This window comes from Actinomadura rugatobispora (assembly GCF_055379765.1).
The window spans coordinates 3,098,083-3,114,169 of record NZ_AP029191.1 but is presented as its reverse complement, the minus strand read 5'-3'; the positions used below and the strand labels follow the sequence as shown (position 1 = coordinate 3,114,169).

The 16,087-nt window shown below is 73.5% G+C and carries 16 protein-coding genes; 11 read left to right on the top strand and 5 right to left on the bottom strand.

What is annotated here, in order from left to right:
* Positions 1–3: 3 nt before the first annotated feature.
* The 8 genes from ACZ466_RS12965 (at position 4) to ACZ466_RS12930 (ending at position 7,857) form a co-directional block, all read left to right on the top strand.
* Positions 4–1,782 carry a fatty acyl-AMP ligase gene (locus tag ACZ466_RS12965; RefSeq protein WP_378286309.1) on the top strand — a complete coding sequence of 593 codons (1,779 nt, stop codon included), beginning with the start codon at positions 4–6 and terminating at the stop codon, positions 1,780–1,782.
* A gap of 194 nt (positions 1,783–1,976) precedes the next feature.
* Entirely contained in the window at positions 1,977–2,558 is a 582-nt protein-coding gene (locus tag ACZ466_RS12960) for a PadR family transcriptional regulator (protein WP_378286308.1), read from the top strand.
* A 180-nt stretch (positions 2,559–2,738) separates the two neighbouring features.
* Positions 2,739–3,278: an ATP-binding protein gene (locus tag ACZ466_RS12955; RefSeq protein WP_378286307.1), complete on the top strand. Its 540-nt coding sequence runs from the start codon at positions 2,739–2,741 to the stop codon at positions 3,276–3,278.
* A gap of 31 nt (positions 3,279–3,309) precedes the next feature.
* Positions 3,310–3,657 (top strand): hypothetical protein, encoded by a 348-nt coding sequence (locus tag ACZ466_RS12950; RefSeq protein ID WP_378286306.1) that lies wholly within the window; start codon positions 3,310–3,312, stop codon positions 3,655–3,657.
* Positions 3,658–3,711: 54 nt separating this feature from the next.
* Positions 3,712–6,414 carry a sensor histidine kinase gene (locus ACZ466_RS12945; protein ID WP_378286305.1) on the top strand — a complete coding sequence of 901 codons (2,703 nt, stop codon included), beginning with the start codon at positions 3,712–3,714 and terminating at the stop codon, positions 6,412–6,414.
* Complete coding sequence (locus ACZ466_RS12940; protein ID WP_378286303.1) at positions 6,411–6,827, top strand: roadblock/LC7 domain-containing protein; 417 nt, start codon at positions 6,411–6,413, stop codon at positions 6,825–6,827. The genes ACZ466_RS12945 and ACZ466_RS12940 overlap by 4 nt, the downstream gene beginning before the upstream one ends.
* Positions 6,828–6,833: 6 nt before the next feature.
* A complete protein-coding gene (locus ACZ466_RS12935) occupies positions 6,834–7,238 on the top strand; it encodes a DUF742 domain-containing protein (RefSeq protein WP_378286302.1) in 405 nt (134 codons plus the stop codon).
* Positions 7,219–7,857, top strand: a complete 639-nt coding sequence (locus ACZ466_RS12930) for a GTP-binding protein (RefSeq protein ID WP_378286301.1) — start codon at positions 7,219–7,221, stop codon at positions 7,855–7,857. The genes ACZ466_RS12935 and ACZ466_RS12930 overlap by 20 nt, the downstream gene beginning before the upstream one ends.
* On the opposite strand, the gene ACZ466_RS12925 is transcribed toward ACZ466_RS12930, so the two are convergent.
* Positions 7,854–9,662 (bottom strand): class I SAM-dependent methyltransferase, encoded by a 1,809-nt coding sequence (locus ACZ466_RS12925; protein ID WP_378286300.1) that lies wholly within the window; start codon positions 9,660–9,662, stop codon positions 7,854–7,856. The genes ACZ466_RS12930 and ACZ466_RS12925 overlap by 4 nt on opposite strands.
* A 135-nt stretch (positions 9,663–9,797) precedes the next feature.
* Between ACZ466_RS12925 and ACZ466_RS12920 the strand changes: the two genes are divergently transcribed.
* Positions 9,798–10,043, top strand: coding sequence for a DUF2630 family protein (locus ACZ466_RS12920; protein ID WP_378286299.1), 246 nt, complete (start codon positions 9,798–9,800; stop codon positions 10,041–10,043).
* 26 nt (positions 10,044–10,069) lie between these two features.
* Here ACZ466_RS12920 and ACZ466_RS12915 read toward each other — a convergent pair whose 3' ends face one another.
* From ACZ466_RS12915 to ACZ466_RS12905, 3 genes are all read right to left on the bottom strand, one after another.
* Positions 10,070–10,585: a hypothetical protein gene (locus ACZ466_RS12915; protein WP_464043531.1), complete on the bottom strand. Its 516-nt coding sequence runs from the start codon at positions 10,583–10,585 to the stop codon at positions 10,070–10,072.
* A 103-nt stretch (positions 10,586–10,688) separates the two neighbouring features.
* On the bottom strand, positions 10,689–11,249 hold the full coding sequence (locus ACZ466_RS12910) for a hypothetical protein (protein ID WP_378286297.1): 561 nt from the start codon (positions 11,247–11,249) through the stop codon (positions 10,689–10,691).
* 373 nt (positions 11,250–11,622) lie between these two features.
* Entirely contained in the window at positions 11,623–12,906 is a 1,284-nt protein-coding gene (locus ACZ466_RS12905; RefSeq protein WP_464043529.1) for an alpha/beta fold hydrolase, read from the bottom strand.
* Between the two features lie 133 nt (positions 12,907–13,039).
* On the opposite strand from ACZ466_RS12905, the gene ACZ466_RS12900 reads away from it, so the two are divergent.
* Together ACZ466_RS12900 and ACZ466_RS12895 are read left to right on the top strand one after the other, a co-directional pair.
* The gene (locus ACZ466_RS12900; RefSeq protein ID WP_378286295.1) at positions 13,040–14,149 is read left to right on the top strand and encodes a sensor histidine kinase; all 1,110 of its coding nucleotides are present in this window, start codon (positions 13,040–13,042) and stop codon (positions 14,147–14,149) included.
* On the top strand, positions 14,146–14,808 hold the full coding sequence (locus ACZ466_RS12895; protein ID WP_378286294.1) for a response regulator transcription factor: 663 nt from the start codon (positions 14,146–14,148) through the stop codon (positions 14,806–14,808). The genes ACZ466_RS12900 and ACZ466_RS12895 overlap by 4 nt, the downstream gene beginning before the upstream one ends.
* Positions 14,809–14,862: 54 nt before the next feature.
* On the opposite strand, the gene ACZ466_RS12890 is transcribed toward ACZ466_RS12895, so the two are convergent.
* Positions 14,863–16,077 carry a cytochrome P450 family protein gene (locus ACZ466_RS12890; RefSeq protein WP_378286293.1) on the bottom strand — a complete coding sequence of 405 codons (1,215 nt, stop codon included), beginning with the start codon at positions 16,075–16,077 and terminating at the stop codon, positions 14,863–14,865.
* Positions 16,078–16,087: the final 10 nt, after the last annotated feature.

Below are 16,087 nucleotides of genomic sequence, written 5' to 3'. Positions count from 1 at the left end.
GCGGTGGAATCGGCGCGGGAGTTCAAGGACGCCAAGGACTTCGTCGCGGTCGTCCGGGAGAACGTCCGGCGGCACGGCGACGGCCGCTCCTTCACCTTCGTGAGCGAGGAGCGCGGGCCGGGGCGCCGCTACCGGGAGGACGAGCTGGGGTTCGCCGAGCTGGACCGGCGGGCCCGCGCGGTGGCGGCGCGGCTGAACGCCCTCGGGCTGCGCGACCGGGCCGTGCTGCTCCTCTACCCGGAGGGCCTGGAGTTCCTGGTGGCCTTCCTCGGCTGCCTGTACGCGCGGGCGATCGCGGTTCCGGCGCCGCTGCCCGCGCTGGACGCGGGACGCGCGGACCGCACCTACGGGATCATCGGCGACGCCGACATCACCTGGATCCTCACCGACGAGGCGCGCCGCGGCATGATCGGCGAATGGCTGGACGGCGCCGGCCTGGCGGAACACGTCGGCCGCCTGGCCACCGACACCGATGTGAGGGACGACCCGGACGGCTGGACGGCCCCCGAGTTCACCCCCGACACCCCCGCCTTCCTCCAGTACACCTCCGGCTCGACCAGCGATCCCAAGGGCGTCATCGTCACGCACGGGAACCTCCTCTACAACGCCGAGGAGATCAAGCGGCGGATCGACGGGTCCGCGGACACCGTCGGGGTCGGCTGGGTGCCGCACTACCACGACATGGGGCTGGTCGGGCAGTTCCTGGAGCCGCTGTACCTGGGCTGCCGGTACGTGTTCACCTCGCCGATCACGTTCATCAAGCGCCCGGTGCTGTGGCTGGAGCTGATCAGCCGGCATCGCGGCACCATCACCGTGGCGCCCGACTTCGGGTACCAGCTGGTGCTGCGCCGCGTCACCGACGCCCAGCTCGAGGGGCTGGACCTGTCCAGCCTGCGGACGGCCAAGAACGGCGCCGAGCCGGTGCGGGCCGACACGCTGGAGCGGATGGTGGAGCGGTTCGGGAAGGCCGGGTTCCGGGCCGGGGCGTGGATGCCGTGTTACGGGATGGCCGAGACGACGCTGCTGGTCACGGGCGCCCCGCTGGGAACGGGCGCGGTCGTCCGCGAATTCGACGCCGAGGCGCTGAGCCGTCACGAGGCCGTCGTCCGTACACCGGGGAAACGGCTGGTGAGCAGCGGCCGTCCGGTCAGGCTGGACGTCCGCGTCGTCGATCCGGACACCCGGGCCGTGCTGCCGGACGGGCGGGTCGGCGAGATCTGGGTCGCGGGCGGCAGCGTCGCCCGGGGCTACTGGCGGCGGCCCGACCGCACCCGCGCGGACTTCCAGGCCCGGACCGCCGACGGGCGGGGGCCCTACCTGCGCACCGGCGACCTGGGGTTCCGGGTCGACGGGGAGCTGTACATCACCGGAAGGATCAAGGACCTGATCATCGTCAACGGGCACAACATCTACGCCCACGACCTGGAGGAGGCCGCGATGGCGGCCCATCCGGCGGCCCGGACCACCGCCGCGTTCGCCCTCGACCCGGCCGGTTCCGCGCCGGGGGCCGAGCACGTGGTGATCGTGCAGGAGTTCGCCGCCGCGGCGGCGGGGGAGCGGTCGCCGGACGAGCTGGCCGCGCTGACCCGGGACACGGTCGCCCGCGCGTTCGGGCTGACCGCGGTGAGCGTGGTGCTGGCCGGCCGGGGCGCGGTCCGCCGCACCACCAGCGGCAAGATCCAGCGCCCGCTGACCCGCGAGGACTTCCTGGAGGGGAGGATCAGGCGGCTGGGCGGCGATCTCGATCCGGCCGCCGCCGCGCCGCGCCGCGCGGGCACCTGACGTTCTCGGCGTCGGACGAGTCAGGAAGGGAGGTACCGAGGGTCCCGGCGGGCGGCCGTCTCCGTTGCGAGGGAGGCCGCCCGTTCGTCCGATGCTGCGAAGAATCTGCCCTTTTTAGTTGAAGTCCTTACTAGTCATGTTTTTGACTAGTAAGCTCTGACACTACCCTGAACCAACCGGGGAGAGGGCGATCCATGGCGCTACGCCACGCGGTGCTCGCGGCACTGCTCGACGGTGAGTACAGCGGTTACCAGCTGGCCAAGATCTTCGACGTGGCGGTCTCCAACTTCTGGCACGCGGTCCCTCAGCAGCTCTACACCGAGCTGAGCAGGCTGGAGTCGGAAGGGCTCATCTCCGGACGCCAGGTCATCCAGCACGACCGGCCCAACAAGCGGGTCTACACCGTCACACCGGCCGGGATCGAGGAGCTGGAGCGGTTCGCCACCGTGCCCGCCAAGCCCGGGCTCATCCGCGAGGACCTGCTGGTCATGGTGCAGGCCGTGGACCACATCCAGGTCCCCGCGGTGATCGCCCAGCTGGAGGAGCGCGCGCTGGCCGCCGCGGCCAAGGTCGCGCTGTTCGACCGCACCCTGGAACGGCTGCGCGGGGATCTCGACGAGGAGACCTTCCTGCGGCAGGGCGAACCGATCGGACCGTACCTCACCTGCCTCCGGGGGCGGCGGTTCGAGCAGGAGAACCACGACTGGTTCAGGAGCACCGCACAGCTGCTGCGCGAGCGCGCGGCCGCGCACGCCGAGGGGTCCGACCCGTCATGAGGGCCGTCGTCACGACACCCGCCATGACCCGTCCCGGCCGCCCGGCTCCCCCCTCACCGATCATCTTCCCGCCGCGCGTCCACGCGGCATCGGTGCCCACATCCGGTGATCCGCGGATTCCGGCGTGCCCTCCGCGCCGGACGCCCCGGTCACTGCGCCCCTTCCGAGGAGGCGTCCCCCATGTCGGCCGAACCCCCCACCATCGCCAGGACTGACCAGGCGAAACAGACCCCCGACCCCCTCATCCCCGACCCCCGGGACCCGGCGGCGTCCCCGGCCCCGAGCCCGGCTCCGGCGCCCGGCCCGTCCAGGCTCAGACCCCTGGACGAGCTCGAACTGCCGGCCGTGCACGCCTCCGTCCCCCGGGCCCGCGCGTTCATGCGGGCGCTGGTGACGGCGCGCGCCGTCCAGCACGTCCGCGAGGACGCCGAGGTGCTGGTCTCCGAGCTGGTCACCAACGCGGTGCGGCACGCCGCCACGCCCAGGTCCACGCTCCGCCTCACGGTGCTCCGCGCCGGGCCCCGGCTGCGCATCGAGGTGCACGACCCGAGCCCGTTCCCGCCCAGGGTCAGGCGCGTCGACCTGATGGACGAGACCGGCCGCGGCTGGTTCCTCGTGGCGGCCATCGCCGACCGCCACGGCACCGACCAGACCGTGTCGGGCAAGTGCGTGTGGTGCGAGCTGACCGCGTGGCCCGCACCCGGGCCGCCCGTTCCCTGAAAGCCCTTCTCCCTTCTTCCTGGGGATGGTCATGGCCGTGGACTGGTACCGCGCGGACGGTGGGCGCGCCACCTCGGACGAGGCTCAGCGGCTGCTGCTCGACATAGGGGCGCGCCTCCTGGCGCAGGACGTCATCCATGTCGGGACCGAGGTGGTCGTGGTCTCCACCTGGTTCACCGTCGTCGATCAGGGATTCGCCTCGAACGGAAGGCCCTTGCTATGGCAGACCATCGTCTCCGATCTGACGACGCACGCCGACATCGGGCAGTACACGACGCGCGAGCAGGCCGGGCGGGGGCACGCCGAGGCGGTCGTGCTGATCTCCAAGCGGCTGCGTCACCTGGCCTCCCGTCCGCGCGGCGAGGAGGACCCGCCATGACCCCGTCCCCACCGACCCCGTCCCCATCGACCCCATCCCCGAGGACGTGATGAGATGGCCAGCCGACATCACCAGGAAAGGCCGCCGGGCAAGCGCCCGCGCAGGCGCCCGATACGGCTGCGGATCACCGCGCTGCTGCTGGTCCCGCTGCTGTCGCTGATCGGGCTGTGGGGGTTCGCGGCGAGCATCACGCTCGGCGACGCGCTCGACAAGTACGACTTCTCCGACACCTACGAGAAGATCAGCCTGCCCGGCATCTACCTGGTGAACCAGCTCCAGCAGGAACGGCAGCTGAGCGTGGTCGCGCTCAGCACCGGCGGCCGCGCCGGCGGCGACGGGCAGGAGCGGCAGCGGCTGGAGGCGCAGCGCAAGCGGGCGGACGGCGTCCAGGCGTCGTTCCGCCGCACCGCGCTGTCGGCCGAGGCCCGCGACGCCGCCGACGCCCGCAGCGAGCAGCGGCTGGCCGCGGCGCTCAAGCGGCTGGACACGCTGCCCGCGCTGCGCGCCCAGGTCGACTCGGGCGGTGCCGAGACGCTCCAGATCATCGACGCCTACAGCCTGATGCTGGACAGCATCATCCAGGTCTTCAGCGGCCTGGTGATCGTCAACGATCTGGCCATCTTCGAGCAGGGCCGCGCGCTGATCAGCCTGGGCAACGCCCGCGCGTTCATGCTGCGCGAGGACGCGCTGGTGACCGCGGCGCTGGCCAGGGACGGCCGGTTCACTCCGGCCGAGCACCTGGCGTTCGTGCAGTCGGTCGCCCTCGGGCGCCGCGAGTGGCAGGCCGGGATGAACGACCTGGACGACGAGCTGCGCGCGCCCCTGGAACGGCTCGCCGCGTCCCAGGGCTTCAAGGACGTCCGGGCGATGGAGGGCGCGATCGCCGCCGCCCCGGGCAACCGGCTGCCGGGCGAGGCGGCGAACTGGCCGGCGACCACGCCGCGGCTGTCGCAGGCGTGGGAGCAGGCCGTCACCCAGACCAGCCTGTCGCTGAACGAGATGGCGCAGCCGATCGGTGAGCGGATCGTGCTGCGGCTGGCGCTGGCCGGCGGGTTCGGGCTGCTGGCCGTGGTGGCGTCGGTGATCCTGTCGCTGCTGGCCGCCCGCAGCCTGTCCCGCGAGCTGCGCGGGCTGCAGCGGGCCGCGCTGAACCTGGCCGAGGACCGGCTGCCGGGGGTGGTCGCCCGGCTGCGGCGCGGTGAGGAGGTGGACGTGGCGGCCGAGGCCCCGCCGCTGGAGGTCGGGAAGACGACCGAGGTGGCGCGGGTCGGCGAGGCGTTCAACCGGGTGCAGCGCACCGCGATCGAGACCGCCGTCAGCGAGTCGCATCTGCGCAAGGGCATCAGCCGGGTGTTCCTCAACGTCGCCTGGCGCAGCCAGTCGCTGCTGCACCGCCAGCTCAGCATGCTGGACGAGATGGAGCGCGGCGCCTCCGACCCCAAGGCGCTGGAGGACCTGTTCCGGCTGGACCACCTCACCACCCGCATGCGCCGGCACGCGGAGGGCCTGGTCATCCTGTCCGGGGCGTCGCCCGGCCGCGGCTGGAGCCGTCCGGTGCACGTGGACGACGTGCTGCGCGCCGCCGTCGCCGAGGTGGAGGACTACACCCGGGTCGAGGTCGTGGTGGTGTCCGCGCAGGCCGCGGTGATCGGCGAGGTGGTGGCCGACATCATCCACCTGCTGGCCGAGCTGATCGAGAACGCCACGGTGTTCTCGCCGCCGCCGACGGAGGTGCTGGTGCGCGGGGAGATGGGCGCCAACGGCTTCGCGATCGACATCGTGGACCGCGGCATCGGCCTGGAGCCGGCCGAGATGGACGCGCTGAACATGCGGCTGGCCCGCCCGCCGGAGTTCGACCTGGCCGACAGCGACCGGCTCGGCCTGTTCGTGGTGTCCCGGCTCGCCGCCCGGCACGGCGTCAAGGTCGCGCTCCAGCCGTCGTTGTACGGCGGCATCAGCGCGGTCGTGCTGGTGCCGCGCGAGCTGATCGTGGACGTGGAGGGCCCCGAGGACGACGCGCCGCGGCGTCCCGAGCGCGCCCCGATCGCCCGGCCGCAGGACCCCGGCCGCCCGCCGGCGATCCAGGCGCCGGGCGGGCGGAACGGCGTGCCGAACCCGGCGCAGACGATCGAGGCCGAGGTCTGGCGGAACCCCTCGCCGGGCCCCGGCAACAACGCCGAGCTGTCGGCGCCCGTCCCCGACCGCCCGGTGCTGCCGGGGCCGCGCCCGTCCCCCGAGGCCTCGCCGGGCCCGGTGGCCGGGATCACCGACATCCCGGTCGCCGGCGCCACCGGCGCCCCGGCCCACGACTTCCCGGCCCCCGACGTCCCGGTCGCCGGGATCTCCGACGGCTCGGGCTCGTGGACGCCCGAGTCGTGGACCAGGCCGCTGCCCGAGCCGGAGGACCGGCACCCGTACGTGCCGCCGCCGATGTCGCCGCCGCAGGTGACCGGCACCGGCAGCGGCCGCACCCCGCTGCCGCGCCGCGTCCGGCAGGCGAGCCTGGCACCGGAGCTGCGCAACGTCGCGCCGCCGCAGCCGCCCGGCGCGACCCCGCCGGAGGGGACCCGCATCCCCTTCGCCGAGGACCGCTCGGCGGAGGCGTCCCGCGACCTGTTCGCCTCGCTGCAGGCGGGCTGGCTCCGCGGCCGCGAGGAGGACGAGGGCCCGGCCGGACGCGCCGGGTTCACAGGGGAGGGCTTCCCCGGAGACGGTTTCACTGGAAACGGGTTCACTGCAGATGGGAGACCGTCATGAGCGCTCCATCGGACGGAACGGCAGGGCTCGCCTGGCTCTTGGACGATCTGGTCGGCCGGGTGCCCCAGGTGCGCAAGGTCGTCGTCCTGTCCCGGGACGGCCTGGTGATGGGGGCCTCCAGCGAGGTCGCCCGCGAGGACGCCGAGTATCTGGCCGCGCTGGCCGCCGGGTTCCACAGCCTGGCGATCGGGGCGCAGCCGCACCTGGACTCGGGTGAGATCCGGCAGACGATCGTGGAGATGGAGAAGGGCCTGTTCTTCGTGGTCGCGGCCGGGAGCAACAGCTGCCTGGCGCTGCTGAGCGATATCGGCGCCAACGCGGGCCTGGTCGCCTACGAGATGACGATGCTGGTGAAGCGGGTGCATCGGCAACTGTCGACCGGGCTGAGACCGAGCGGATCGGGTTCCGGGTGACCCCGCATGGAAGGAAGCACCACCGGGGGTCCTCCCCAGGGGCCGGGACGGGAGCGGTGGCTGGACGAGGCCGCCGGTCCCATCGTCCGCCCGTACGCGATGACGCGCGGCCGGACCGTCCCGGCCGGAGAACCGCTGGACATCGTGGCCATCATCGTGGCGACCGGCCACGCGCCCGCCGACCTGACCCGGCTGTCGCGCGAGCAGCGGCGGATGCTGGCGGCGTGCCGGCGGCCGTACACGCTCGCGGACCTGGCCTCCGAACTGGACCTGCCGCTCGGCGTGATCCGGGTGCTGGCCGGGGACCTGCTCGCCCAGGGCCTGCTCGCGGTGCAGCAGTGGGAGCCGCCGACCGCGCAGGTCGACCAGAACCTGCTCAGAAGGGTGCTCGATGAGCTACGCGCGCTCTGATCCCGCCCCCGCCGCGGCTCCCGATCCGGGTGCCGCGGACGGGCCGCGGGTGGCGCTGAAGATATTGGTGGCCGGCGGCTTCGGGGTCGGCAAGACCACGCTGGTCGGCGCGGTCAGCGAGATCCGGCCGCTGCGCACCGAGGAGAAGCTGACCAACGCCGGTGTCGGCGTGGACGACATCGAGGGCGTGGCCGCCAAGCGCACCACGACCGTGGCGATGGACTTCGGCCGCATCACGCTGCGGGACGGCGTGGCGATCTACCTGTTCGGGACGCCGGGCCAGGAGCGGTTCTGGTTCATGTGGAACGAGCTGTCGCGCGGCGCGCTGGGCGCGGTGGTGCTGGCCGACACGCGGCGGCTGCCGGCCAGCTTCGCCTCCATCGACTACTTCGAGCGGCGCGGGACGCCGTTCGTCATCGCCGTGAACTGCTTCGACGACGCCGAACGCTACGACGGACCGGAGATCCGGGCCGCGCTGGACGTGGACCCGCAGGTCCCGATCATCCTGTGCGACGCGCGCCGTCCCGGGTCGGCCAAGGAGGTGCTGGTGGGGCTGATCGAGCACGCGCTGCGCTCGGCGTCCCACACCGGGAACGGGGGCGCGGTCCCGGCCCGCTAACCGGTCTTGCGGGCGAGGACGCGGTAGGCGTTGGCGCCGCCGGTCCTGGCGATGACGGCGCTGGCGAGCTGGTCGGCGGCGAAGGCGGCGGCGAGCGGCGGCAGCGCGGCCAGGTAGGCGGCGGTGCGGACGGCGACGCGGAGGCGGCGCCGTCCGGCGGGCCGCCAGGGCCGGTCCGGGTCGGGGACGAGCCGGTTGAGCATCACCATCAGGGCGGGGAGCGCGTCGGCGCGCTGGTGGGCGGTGCCCCGGTCGACGGCCACGACCTCCAGGCCGCGCTCGTGCAGGGCCTGGACGAGGTTGCCGAACGGGATGAGGTGCAGGTGCTGGGGCTGGAGCCAGTTGTGCCACCAGCGTCCGGCCAGCCGCCCGAACGGCGACTGCGGGTCGGGCACCTCGACGAGCAGGTGGCCGCCCGCCGGGAGGACCTTAGCGGCGGCGTCCAGTTCGGCGGCCGGGTCGAGGGTGTGCTCCAGGTAGTGGTGCATGCTGACGACGTCGTACCGCCCGGCGAGTTCGGCTGCCTTGTCGATGAAGAAGCCCCGGTGCGCGCGGTCGACCCAGCCCTGCTTCTCCGCCTGGACGATGCCCGCGCCCATGTCGAGGGCGTCGAATCGGGTGTCCGGCCAGATGTCGCGGGCGTAGGAGCAGAAATGGCCGAGGCCGCCGCCGACGTCCAGCCACGCCTTGGGAACGGCGTGGCCTCTCACCATCGTGGCGCGTCCCTTGTAGGAGTGGCCGCTGACGCGGAACGCGTCCTCGACCTCTTCCGCGCCCAGGCCGTCGTAGTAGTCGCGGTAATAGAAGTCGAGGCCCTCGGTGCTGAGCCGGGGGTTCTGGAAGACGTGGCCGCAGGATCGGCACGTGTCGAGGCGGAAGGTGCCCGGCTTGTTCCGCTGGTACTCGCCGCTGGTCAGGAGCTTGCGGAGGTCGGTGCCGGCGCACCAGGGGCAGGCGGTCGCGGCGGGCAGGAGGAAGCGTTCGACGCCTTCGGCGATGTCGGCGGCGTATCCGTCCCGGGCCCGTTCGATCCGCGGGTCGGGGTGTTCCGGGGCGATGGCGACGCGGGCCCAGCGGTAGGGCGCGGCGACCGGCCGGGTCAGGGAGAACCGGGCGCGGTCGTGCGGGCGCAGCGGCGTGCACAGGGTGGCCAGGTACGGCTGGGCGCAGGCGGCGGCGAGCACGGCGGCGCCCCAGCGGGGACGGCGCGCCGCGAGCGCGCCCAGCCCGCCGAGCGCGAGGAGGTTGCCGGTCAGGTACGTCGGCAGGTGCGACAGCCAGCGCCGCCGCAGCACGGCCCGCCGCTCGGCGGGCGTGCACGGCACGGGCGCCAGGCCGGGGACGATCACCGCGTCGGTGGTGACCGGGGCGTACCTGCGGAGCCTGATCGCGAGCTCGTCCATCTCGTTGTAGGTGAGCGCGTCGCCGGTCACCTCGGCGCGGCGGTGGACGTCGGCGGAGACCAGCAGCGCGTGCCCGGCGGTCGCGCCGCGCGCCATCCGGTTCGCCCGCCGGGGCGCCAGGAGCAGCAGTTCGAGCGCGCGGGCGGTGTCGAGGCGGGCGGGGACCAGGTCGAGGACGTCCAGTCCCTGGTCGGCGGCGTGGGCGCGGGCGGCGCGCAGGTCGGGCTCGGGAACCCGCACCCCGGCCGCGCGGACCAGCCGGTACGCGCCCTCGGGGGTGTCGGGCGCGGCCGACGGCGCGGTCGCCAGGGACCTGGCCCGGGTGCGGCGCCACAGCGCGTCCGCGACGAATCCCACCGCGGCGGCCCCGAGCAGCAGGCCGCTTGTCCTCGCTCCGCGCATCCCCGCCCCCAGCACGCTCTCCTGTCAGCCTGCTGACAAGAGTAAAGATCCTTAGCGACCGATTTCGGGAAAGCTCTGAGATCCAGGGATAATTCGGTGGTGCAGGTGACCGGTGGTCACGGAACGGAGGGGCCGATGGACGAGAAGGACATCCTCGAACGCATCCGCGCGTTCGTCGACGAGGAGCGCGAGCTGCGGGCCCGCCACGAGCACGAGAGCCCGTCCGACGCCGAGGAGCACCGGCGCCTCAAGGAGCTGGAGGTGGCCCTCGACCAGTGCTGGGACCTCCTCCGCCAGCGCCGCGCCCGCGTCCAGGCGGGCCAGAATCCCGATGACGCCCAGGTCAGGCCCGCCTCGCAGGTGGAGAACTACCGCCAATAGCGAGCTTCTCGGGGATCTCGCGATCGCTACTGGGTCTGCTCGGTGAGCCCGAGCGAGCCGTCATAGACGCTGATCTTGACGGCGACCGTGCGGGCGGCGTTCCCGGAGTCGCGGCCGAAGGCCCGATCGCTCAGCGTCGGCTTGACGTAGCAGCGGCCCGGCAGCACCGCCCGCGGCGCCGCGCGCTGGCGCTCGGGGAAGGCGTCGCACCTGATCGCGGTGGCGCGGGGCGAGTACGTGCGCCACACCGCGGCCTGGATCCCGGTGCGCGTGACGACCATCGCGTCCGCCTGGGCCTTCCAGGTGAAGGAGTTCGTCCCCCGGGCCTCGGTGGTCACGCGGTAGGTGACGACCTCGTCCATGAAGGTGACGCGGCAGGTGAACGACGGCGTGGCCACGGTGGTGTCGCAGTCGGACTTGAGCGGACGGACCAGCCCCGCCGTCGCCGCCACGCGCCCCTCCAGCGCGACCCGCAGCCCGTCCACCCCGACGACCGACGCGTCGGGGGAGCGGGTCGGCTGCGGCTCGTTCGGAACGGGCACCGCCGCCCCGCGCGTCGCCCAGGCGTCTGCGTCGCCGCCCCCGCACCCCGCGACACAAAGGACGAAGGCGAGCCCCGCGCCGCGCCATCCGACGGCCACCGGATCAGATCCTTTCCAGGACGCCGCGCAGCAGCACGACGAGCTTGTCCTTGGGATCGCCCGGGAAGCGGCAGCTGAACGTGATCGTCCGCATCTGGGGGCCTTCCGCCCGGGTGACCACCATGGTCTGGCCGCCGGGCCCGTTCTGGTAGTACGCGGCGTCCCCCACCCCGGAGACCTTCACCAGCGACCCGCTGTAGCGCCGGATGACGCGGGAGGCCATCTCGTCGGCCGTGCCGTTGGCGGGCTCGGTCCCGACGATCAGGAACATCCCGCCGCTGGTGGACACGTACCGGCAGGTGCGCGCCAGGGGACCGCCCGGGTCCTCGTGCGGCTTCGGATCGCGGGCACCCAGCACCGAGACCAGCCGCCCCGGCGGCAGCAGCGGGCACGCCGCCTTCAGTTCGGGACCGGGCGTCCGGGTGCTGGACGGGGGCGGGGCCATCGGACTGACCTCCGACAGCGGCGGCGCCTCGGACTCGGCGGCGCCCGGCGACCCGCCGCCCCCGCACGCGGCGAGCGGGAGCAGGGACGCGGCCGAGAGGGCGACAAGGAACCGGCGCACGCTGCGAGCCTCCGTCTTGGAGCAGGGAGGCACGAGGGCGCTCCACCCGATCCCCCGATCGCGACGCCAACATAACAGCACACCCGGGCGAGGACATATCCAGGGCATTCACCCCGGCAGGTGAACTGCAGGCAGGGGGACGGCCTTCAAAGGACGGCACCAGCGGCCTGCGGACATGCCCGAACGTCCCCGCGGACTGCCTCTACTCGATCAATTCGGCTCCCAACTGGGTCACCGTCAGCGTCCGGGACCGCAACCGGACCGTCACGGGCACGCTCCAGGCCGCGGCCGGGGGCGGGCCGGTGTCGCAGATGTCGGACACCCAGGTGACGGTGTTGGGCAAGGCTCTCGCCGCGGTGCCCTGACTCGTCGGTCATGGGAGGCCGTATCCGGTGTGCGGGGCCAGCGGCAGCGGCCCGCCGGTGAGGAACGCGGTGATCGCGTCGCGGTGGAGCGCAGGCTGCTCGGCCTCGATCACATGGCCCGCACCCCGCACGTACAGGAGCTTCGCGCCCGGCAGGGTGTCCCGGTACTCGCGGGCGATCTCCCACCGCTTGTAGTCGCACTGGCCGCGCAGGACGAGCGCGGGCGTCCGGTCGCGCCTCAGGACGGGCCGCGGATCCGGCACGGTGAGCGCGTCGGCCGAGGTCATCTGGTTGGCGTAGAAGCCCGACCGGGACGACGGCTCGGCGAAGGGCCGTCCGGGACGGCAGGTCGCGGCCGATCCGACCGTGGCCAGCAGCCGGTCGAACAGCGGGTCGATCTCCTCGTCCGGCATCAGGTCGTGCGCCGCCCGCGGGTTGGCCTCCGTGAGCAGCGACCAGGCGATCAGCTTGGGGCGGGCCTCCAGCGCGTCCATGGCCGCGCGCTGGGCGGGGGTGAGCCGGTCCCAGATCTCGCCCTCGCCGGACCTCTCCCATTCCGGCGCCCACAGCGCGCCGGGGGAGACGAACACGGCACGGGCGGTGCGGCCGGGGTGCGCGGCCATGTAGCGGGCGGCGAGCGTGGCGCCCCACGAGCCGCCCACCAGGATCAGCCGCGGCACGCCGATCCGCTGCCGGATCGCCTCCAGGTCTGCGACCTGCCGGGCCACGGTGTAGCCGGTCGGGTCGTCCAGCCGCTGGGACCGTCCGGAGCCCAGCTGGTCGTAGGTGTAGACGTCGAAGCCTTCGGCGGCCAGGTGCCGGTCGAGGTCGTCCGGACCGGTGCCCGGCGTTCCGGGGCCGCCGTGCAGCCGGACGACCGGTTCCGGCCGCCGCGTCCCGGTGCCGAGCGTCAGCGTGTAGGCGATCCGCGAACCCGTGGACAGCCCCCAATACCGGGTGTCCTGGGAGGGAAGTGGACCGGCCGCGACGCCGAGCGGCCGGAAGACGGTCAGCGCGGAGCCGAGGACCACGGCGGCCACGATGCCGCCGGTCACGAGCGCGGCGGCGAGCCGCCGTCGCCGCCGCAGCGCCAGCCGGGCGCCGAGGCGGGCGGCCGGCCCGCACACCAGGACGGTGGCGGCCAGCGCGAGCACGGCGCTCGGCACCAGCCCGGCCCGGACCGCCGCGGCCAGCAGGAACGCGGCGGCCGCCAGCGGCAGGCCGAGCACGACGGTCAGGAGGAGAAGCGACCAGCCGGCGACGCGGCGGCCCGTGGAAGGGGAGTTCGTCATGCCGCGACGCTAGGAACGGGACGGCTCGCGGATCGTCCCCCGGCCGGGATCGGATCCGTCCCCCCGCAGGGGGACGAAGCGCCCGCCTCCGGTGTGATTCCGCAGATCACCGACCTTCCGTACGCTGACCGTCATGGACCTCACCCGGTGGCGGCCGGACCGTCGGGCCGATCGCCGGTGGCGCTGGGTGGCGATCGACGTCCTGGTGGCCTACACGTCGGCGACCATCCCGATCGGCGAGTCCGACGCCACCGCGTCGGTGCTGCACGGGCCGCCCGTGGCGCGGGCCGCCGCGGTCGTCTGGTTCGCGGCGATCGCGGGCCGCCGGTTCGCCCCGGCCGCCGCCCTGTGGGGCGCCGCCGGTGCGACCGCCGCCGTGGCGCTGGCGGACCTCCCGCTGACCAACCTGTCGGCGGCGTCCGCGCTGGCCCTGACGATGGTCGCGCAGACCCGCCCCCATGCGGTCGCGCTGTCGGTGCCGCCCGTCCTGGTCGCCCTCGCCGCACTCGCTTTCCAGAACATGGAGGCGCTCGTCCTGGGCGCGGTGCTGCACGGCGTCGCGTGGACGGTGGGGGCCTCCAACCGTTCCCGCTGGGAGACGGCACGCGTGCTGCGCGCACACGAGGAGGAACGGGCGGCGGCCTCGCGCGAGCGCGCGCTCGCCGACGAGCGTGCACGCCTGGCACGCGAACTCCACGACGCGGTCGGCCACGCCGTCACCGTCATGGTGACGCACGCGGGCGCCGCCCGTCTCGCGCTGGGCGGCGAGCACCCCGACGTCCGGTCGTCGCTGCGCCGCATCGAGGACACCGGGCGCGCCGCCATGGCCGACCTCGACCAGGTCTTGGGCCTGCTCGCCGCCGACGGCCCGCCCCCCGACCTGGCGGACGCGCTGCGAACCCTCGTGGACGGCCTGCCCACCGGCCTCACGGCCGAACTGTCCGTCGACGGCACACCCCTTGACGAACCCGTCCGCCGCGCCCTGTACCGCGCCGCGCAGGAGGCGCTGACCAACGTCGTCCGGCACGCGTCCGCCACGAAAGTCCGGATCACCCTGTCGTACCACCAGGAGGAGATCACCCTGCGCGTCACCGACAACGGAACCCCCGCGCCGCACGTCCCCGGACGCGGCCTGACCGGCATGCGCGAGCGCGTCGAACGGCTCGGCGGGACCTGCGACGCGGGCCCGGCGCCCGCCGGCGGCTGGCGCGTGGAAGTCCGAGTCCCGGGACGGTCCACGTGATCAAGGTGCTGCTCGCCGACGACGAGGAGCTGATGCGCGGCGGGCTGCGCATGATGCTCCAGACCCAGCCCGACATCACCGTCACGGGCGAGGCGTCCGACGGCGCCCTGGCCGTGCGGCTGGCGCGCGACCTGGCCCCCGACGTCGTCCTCATGGACGTGCGCATGCCCGTCATGGACGGCGTGACCGCCACCCGCGAGATCACCGCGCGCGGCCCGGAACCCCGCGTCCTGGTGCTCACCACCTTCGAGCTCGACGAGTACGTCTTCGCCGCCGTCCGCGCCGGGGCCAGCGGCTTCCTCCTCAAACGGTCCCCGCCGGAGACGCTGATCGAAGGCGTGCGGACGGTCGCCGCGGGCGAGGGACTGCTCGGCCCGTCGGTCACCCGCCGCCTGCTGGACGAGTTCGCCCGCACCTCGCCCGCCCCGCCGGACGAACCGACCCGCCGCCGCCTGGACCGCCTCACCGACCGCGAACGCGAAGTACTCCTGCTACTCGCGCGCGGCCTGTCCAACGGCGAGATCTCCCGCGCCCTGCACGTCGGCGAGGCCACCACCAAAACGCACGTGAAGCGCATCCTCGCCAAGCTGGACCTGCGCGACCGCATCCAGGCCGTCGTCTTCGCCTACGACCACGGCCTCGTCCGCCCGAACCCGTGACCCGGTAGCGCCGCGGCGGCGTCCGGCGAGGGCGCGTGAAGGAAGCGCAGCTTCTCAGCTGAGCAGGACCGGCAGCTCCGTGTGCCCGTTGGACAGGAACGTGGGCGTCGTCCTGAGCTCGGACGCCGGGATCGCCAGCCGCAGGTCCGGGAACCGCTCGAACAGCGCCGGCAGCGCGATCTGCGCCTCCAACCGCGCCAGCGGCGCCCCGATGCAGTAATGGGCGCCGTTCCCGAACGTCAGGTGCTGCTTCGTCTCCCGGCCGCTGTCGAACTCGTCCGCCCGGTCGCCGTACTTCTCCGCATCGCGGCCGGCGGCGCTGTACGCCGCCAGGATCGGCTCGCCCTTCCGGATCGTCACCCCGTCCACGTCGATGTCCTCGACCGCGTACCGCAACGGCAGGTAGGGCACCGGTGCCTGCCACCGCAACGTCTCCTCGGTGACATCACTCCACGACAGCTCTCCCGACCGCACCTGCTCGAGCTGGTCCGGATGGGTGAGCAGCGCCGCGATCGCGTGATCGATGAGATTGACCGTCGTCTCCTGCCCCGCCGACAGCATCCCGATCAGCGTGTCGATCAGTTCGGTCTCGCTCATCGCTCCCGGCTGATCCTCCATCGCCGCGATCAACGCGCTGGTCAGGTCGTCCGCCGGTGCCGCTCGCTTCAGCTCCACCAGGTTCGCGAACCACTCGTGACTCGCGACGGTGTTCGCCTCCCTCTCCTCGGCGGTGATGGCGCTGTCGAACAGCGCGTCCACCTTCGAGCGCAGCTCCCCGCGCTGCTCCTCGGGCACCCCGAACAGGTGACAGATCACCTGGATCGGCACCGGGAACGCGTACCTGTCCCGCAGGTCCACCGACTCCCCGGCCGGTGTCCGCGCGATGTCGTCCAGCAGCCGTCCCGTGATCGCCTCCACCACCGGCCTCAGCTCGGCCGTCCGCCGCGCCGTGAACGCCGACGACAGCAGCGACCTCAGCCGTTTGTGGTCGTCCCCGTGGGCCGTGGACATGTTCCGTTCCGACACCCAGTTGCTCAACGGCCAGTCGTGCGTCACCTCCCCCGAGATCCAGGCACCCCAGTGCTTGTACGCGTCCTTCGACACGTGCGGATCCGCCAGCACCCGCCGGAGGGTTTCGTAACGGCTGACCGCCCACGCGCGCACCCCGCCTGGCAACTCCACCAGCACGGCCGGCCCGCGCCGCCGCAGTTCCGCCCCCTCCCCGTCGATATCCGTGCCTGCGTCGTCCAGCCGAACGATCTCAGACATCCTCACGCCT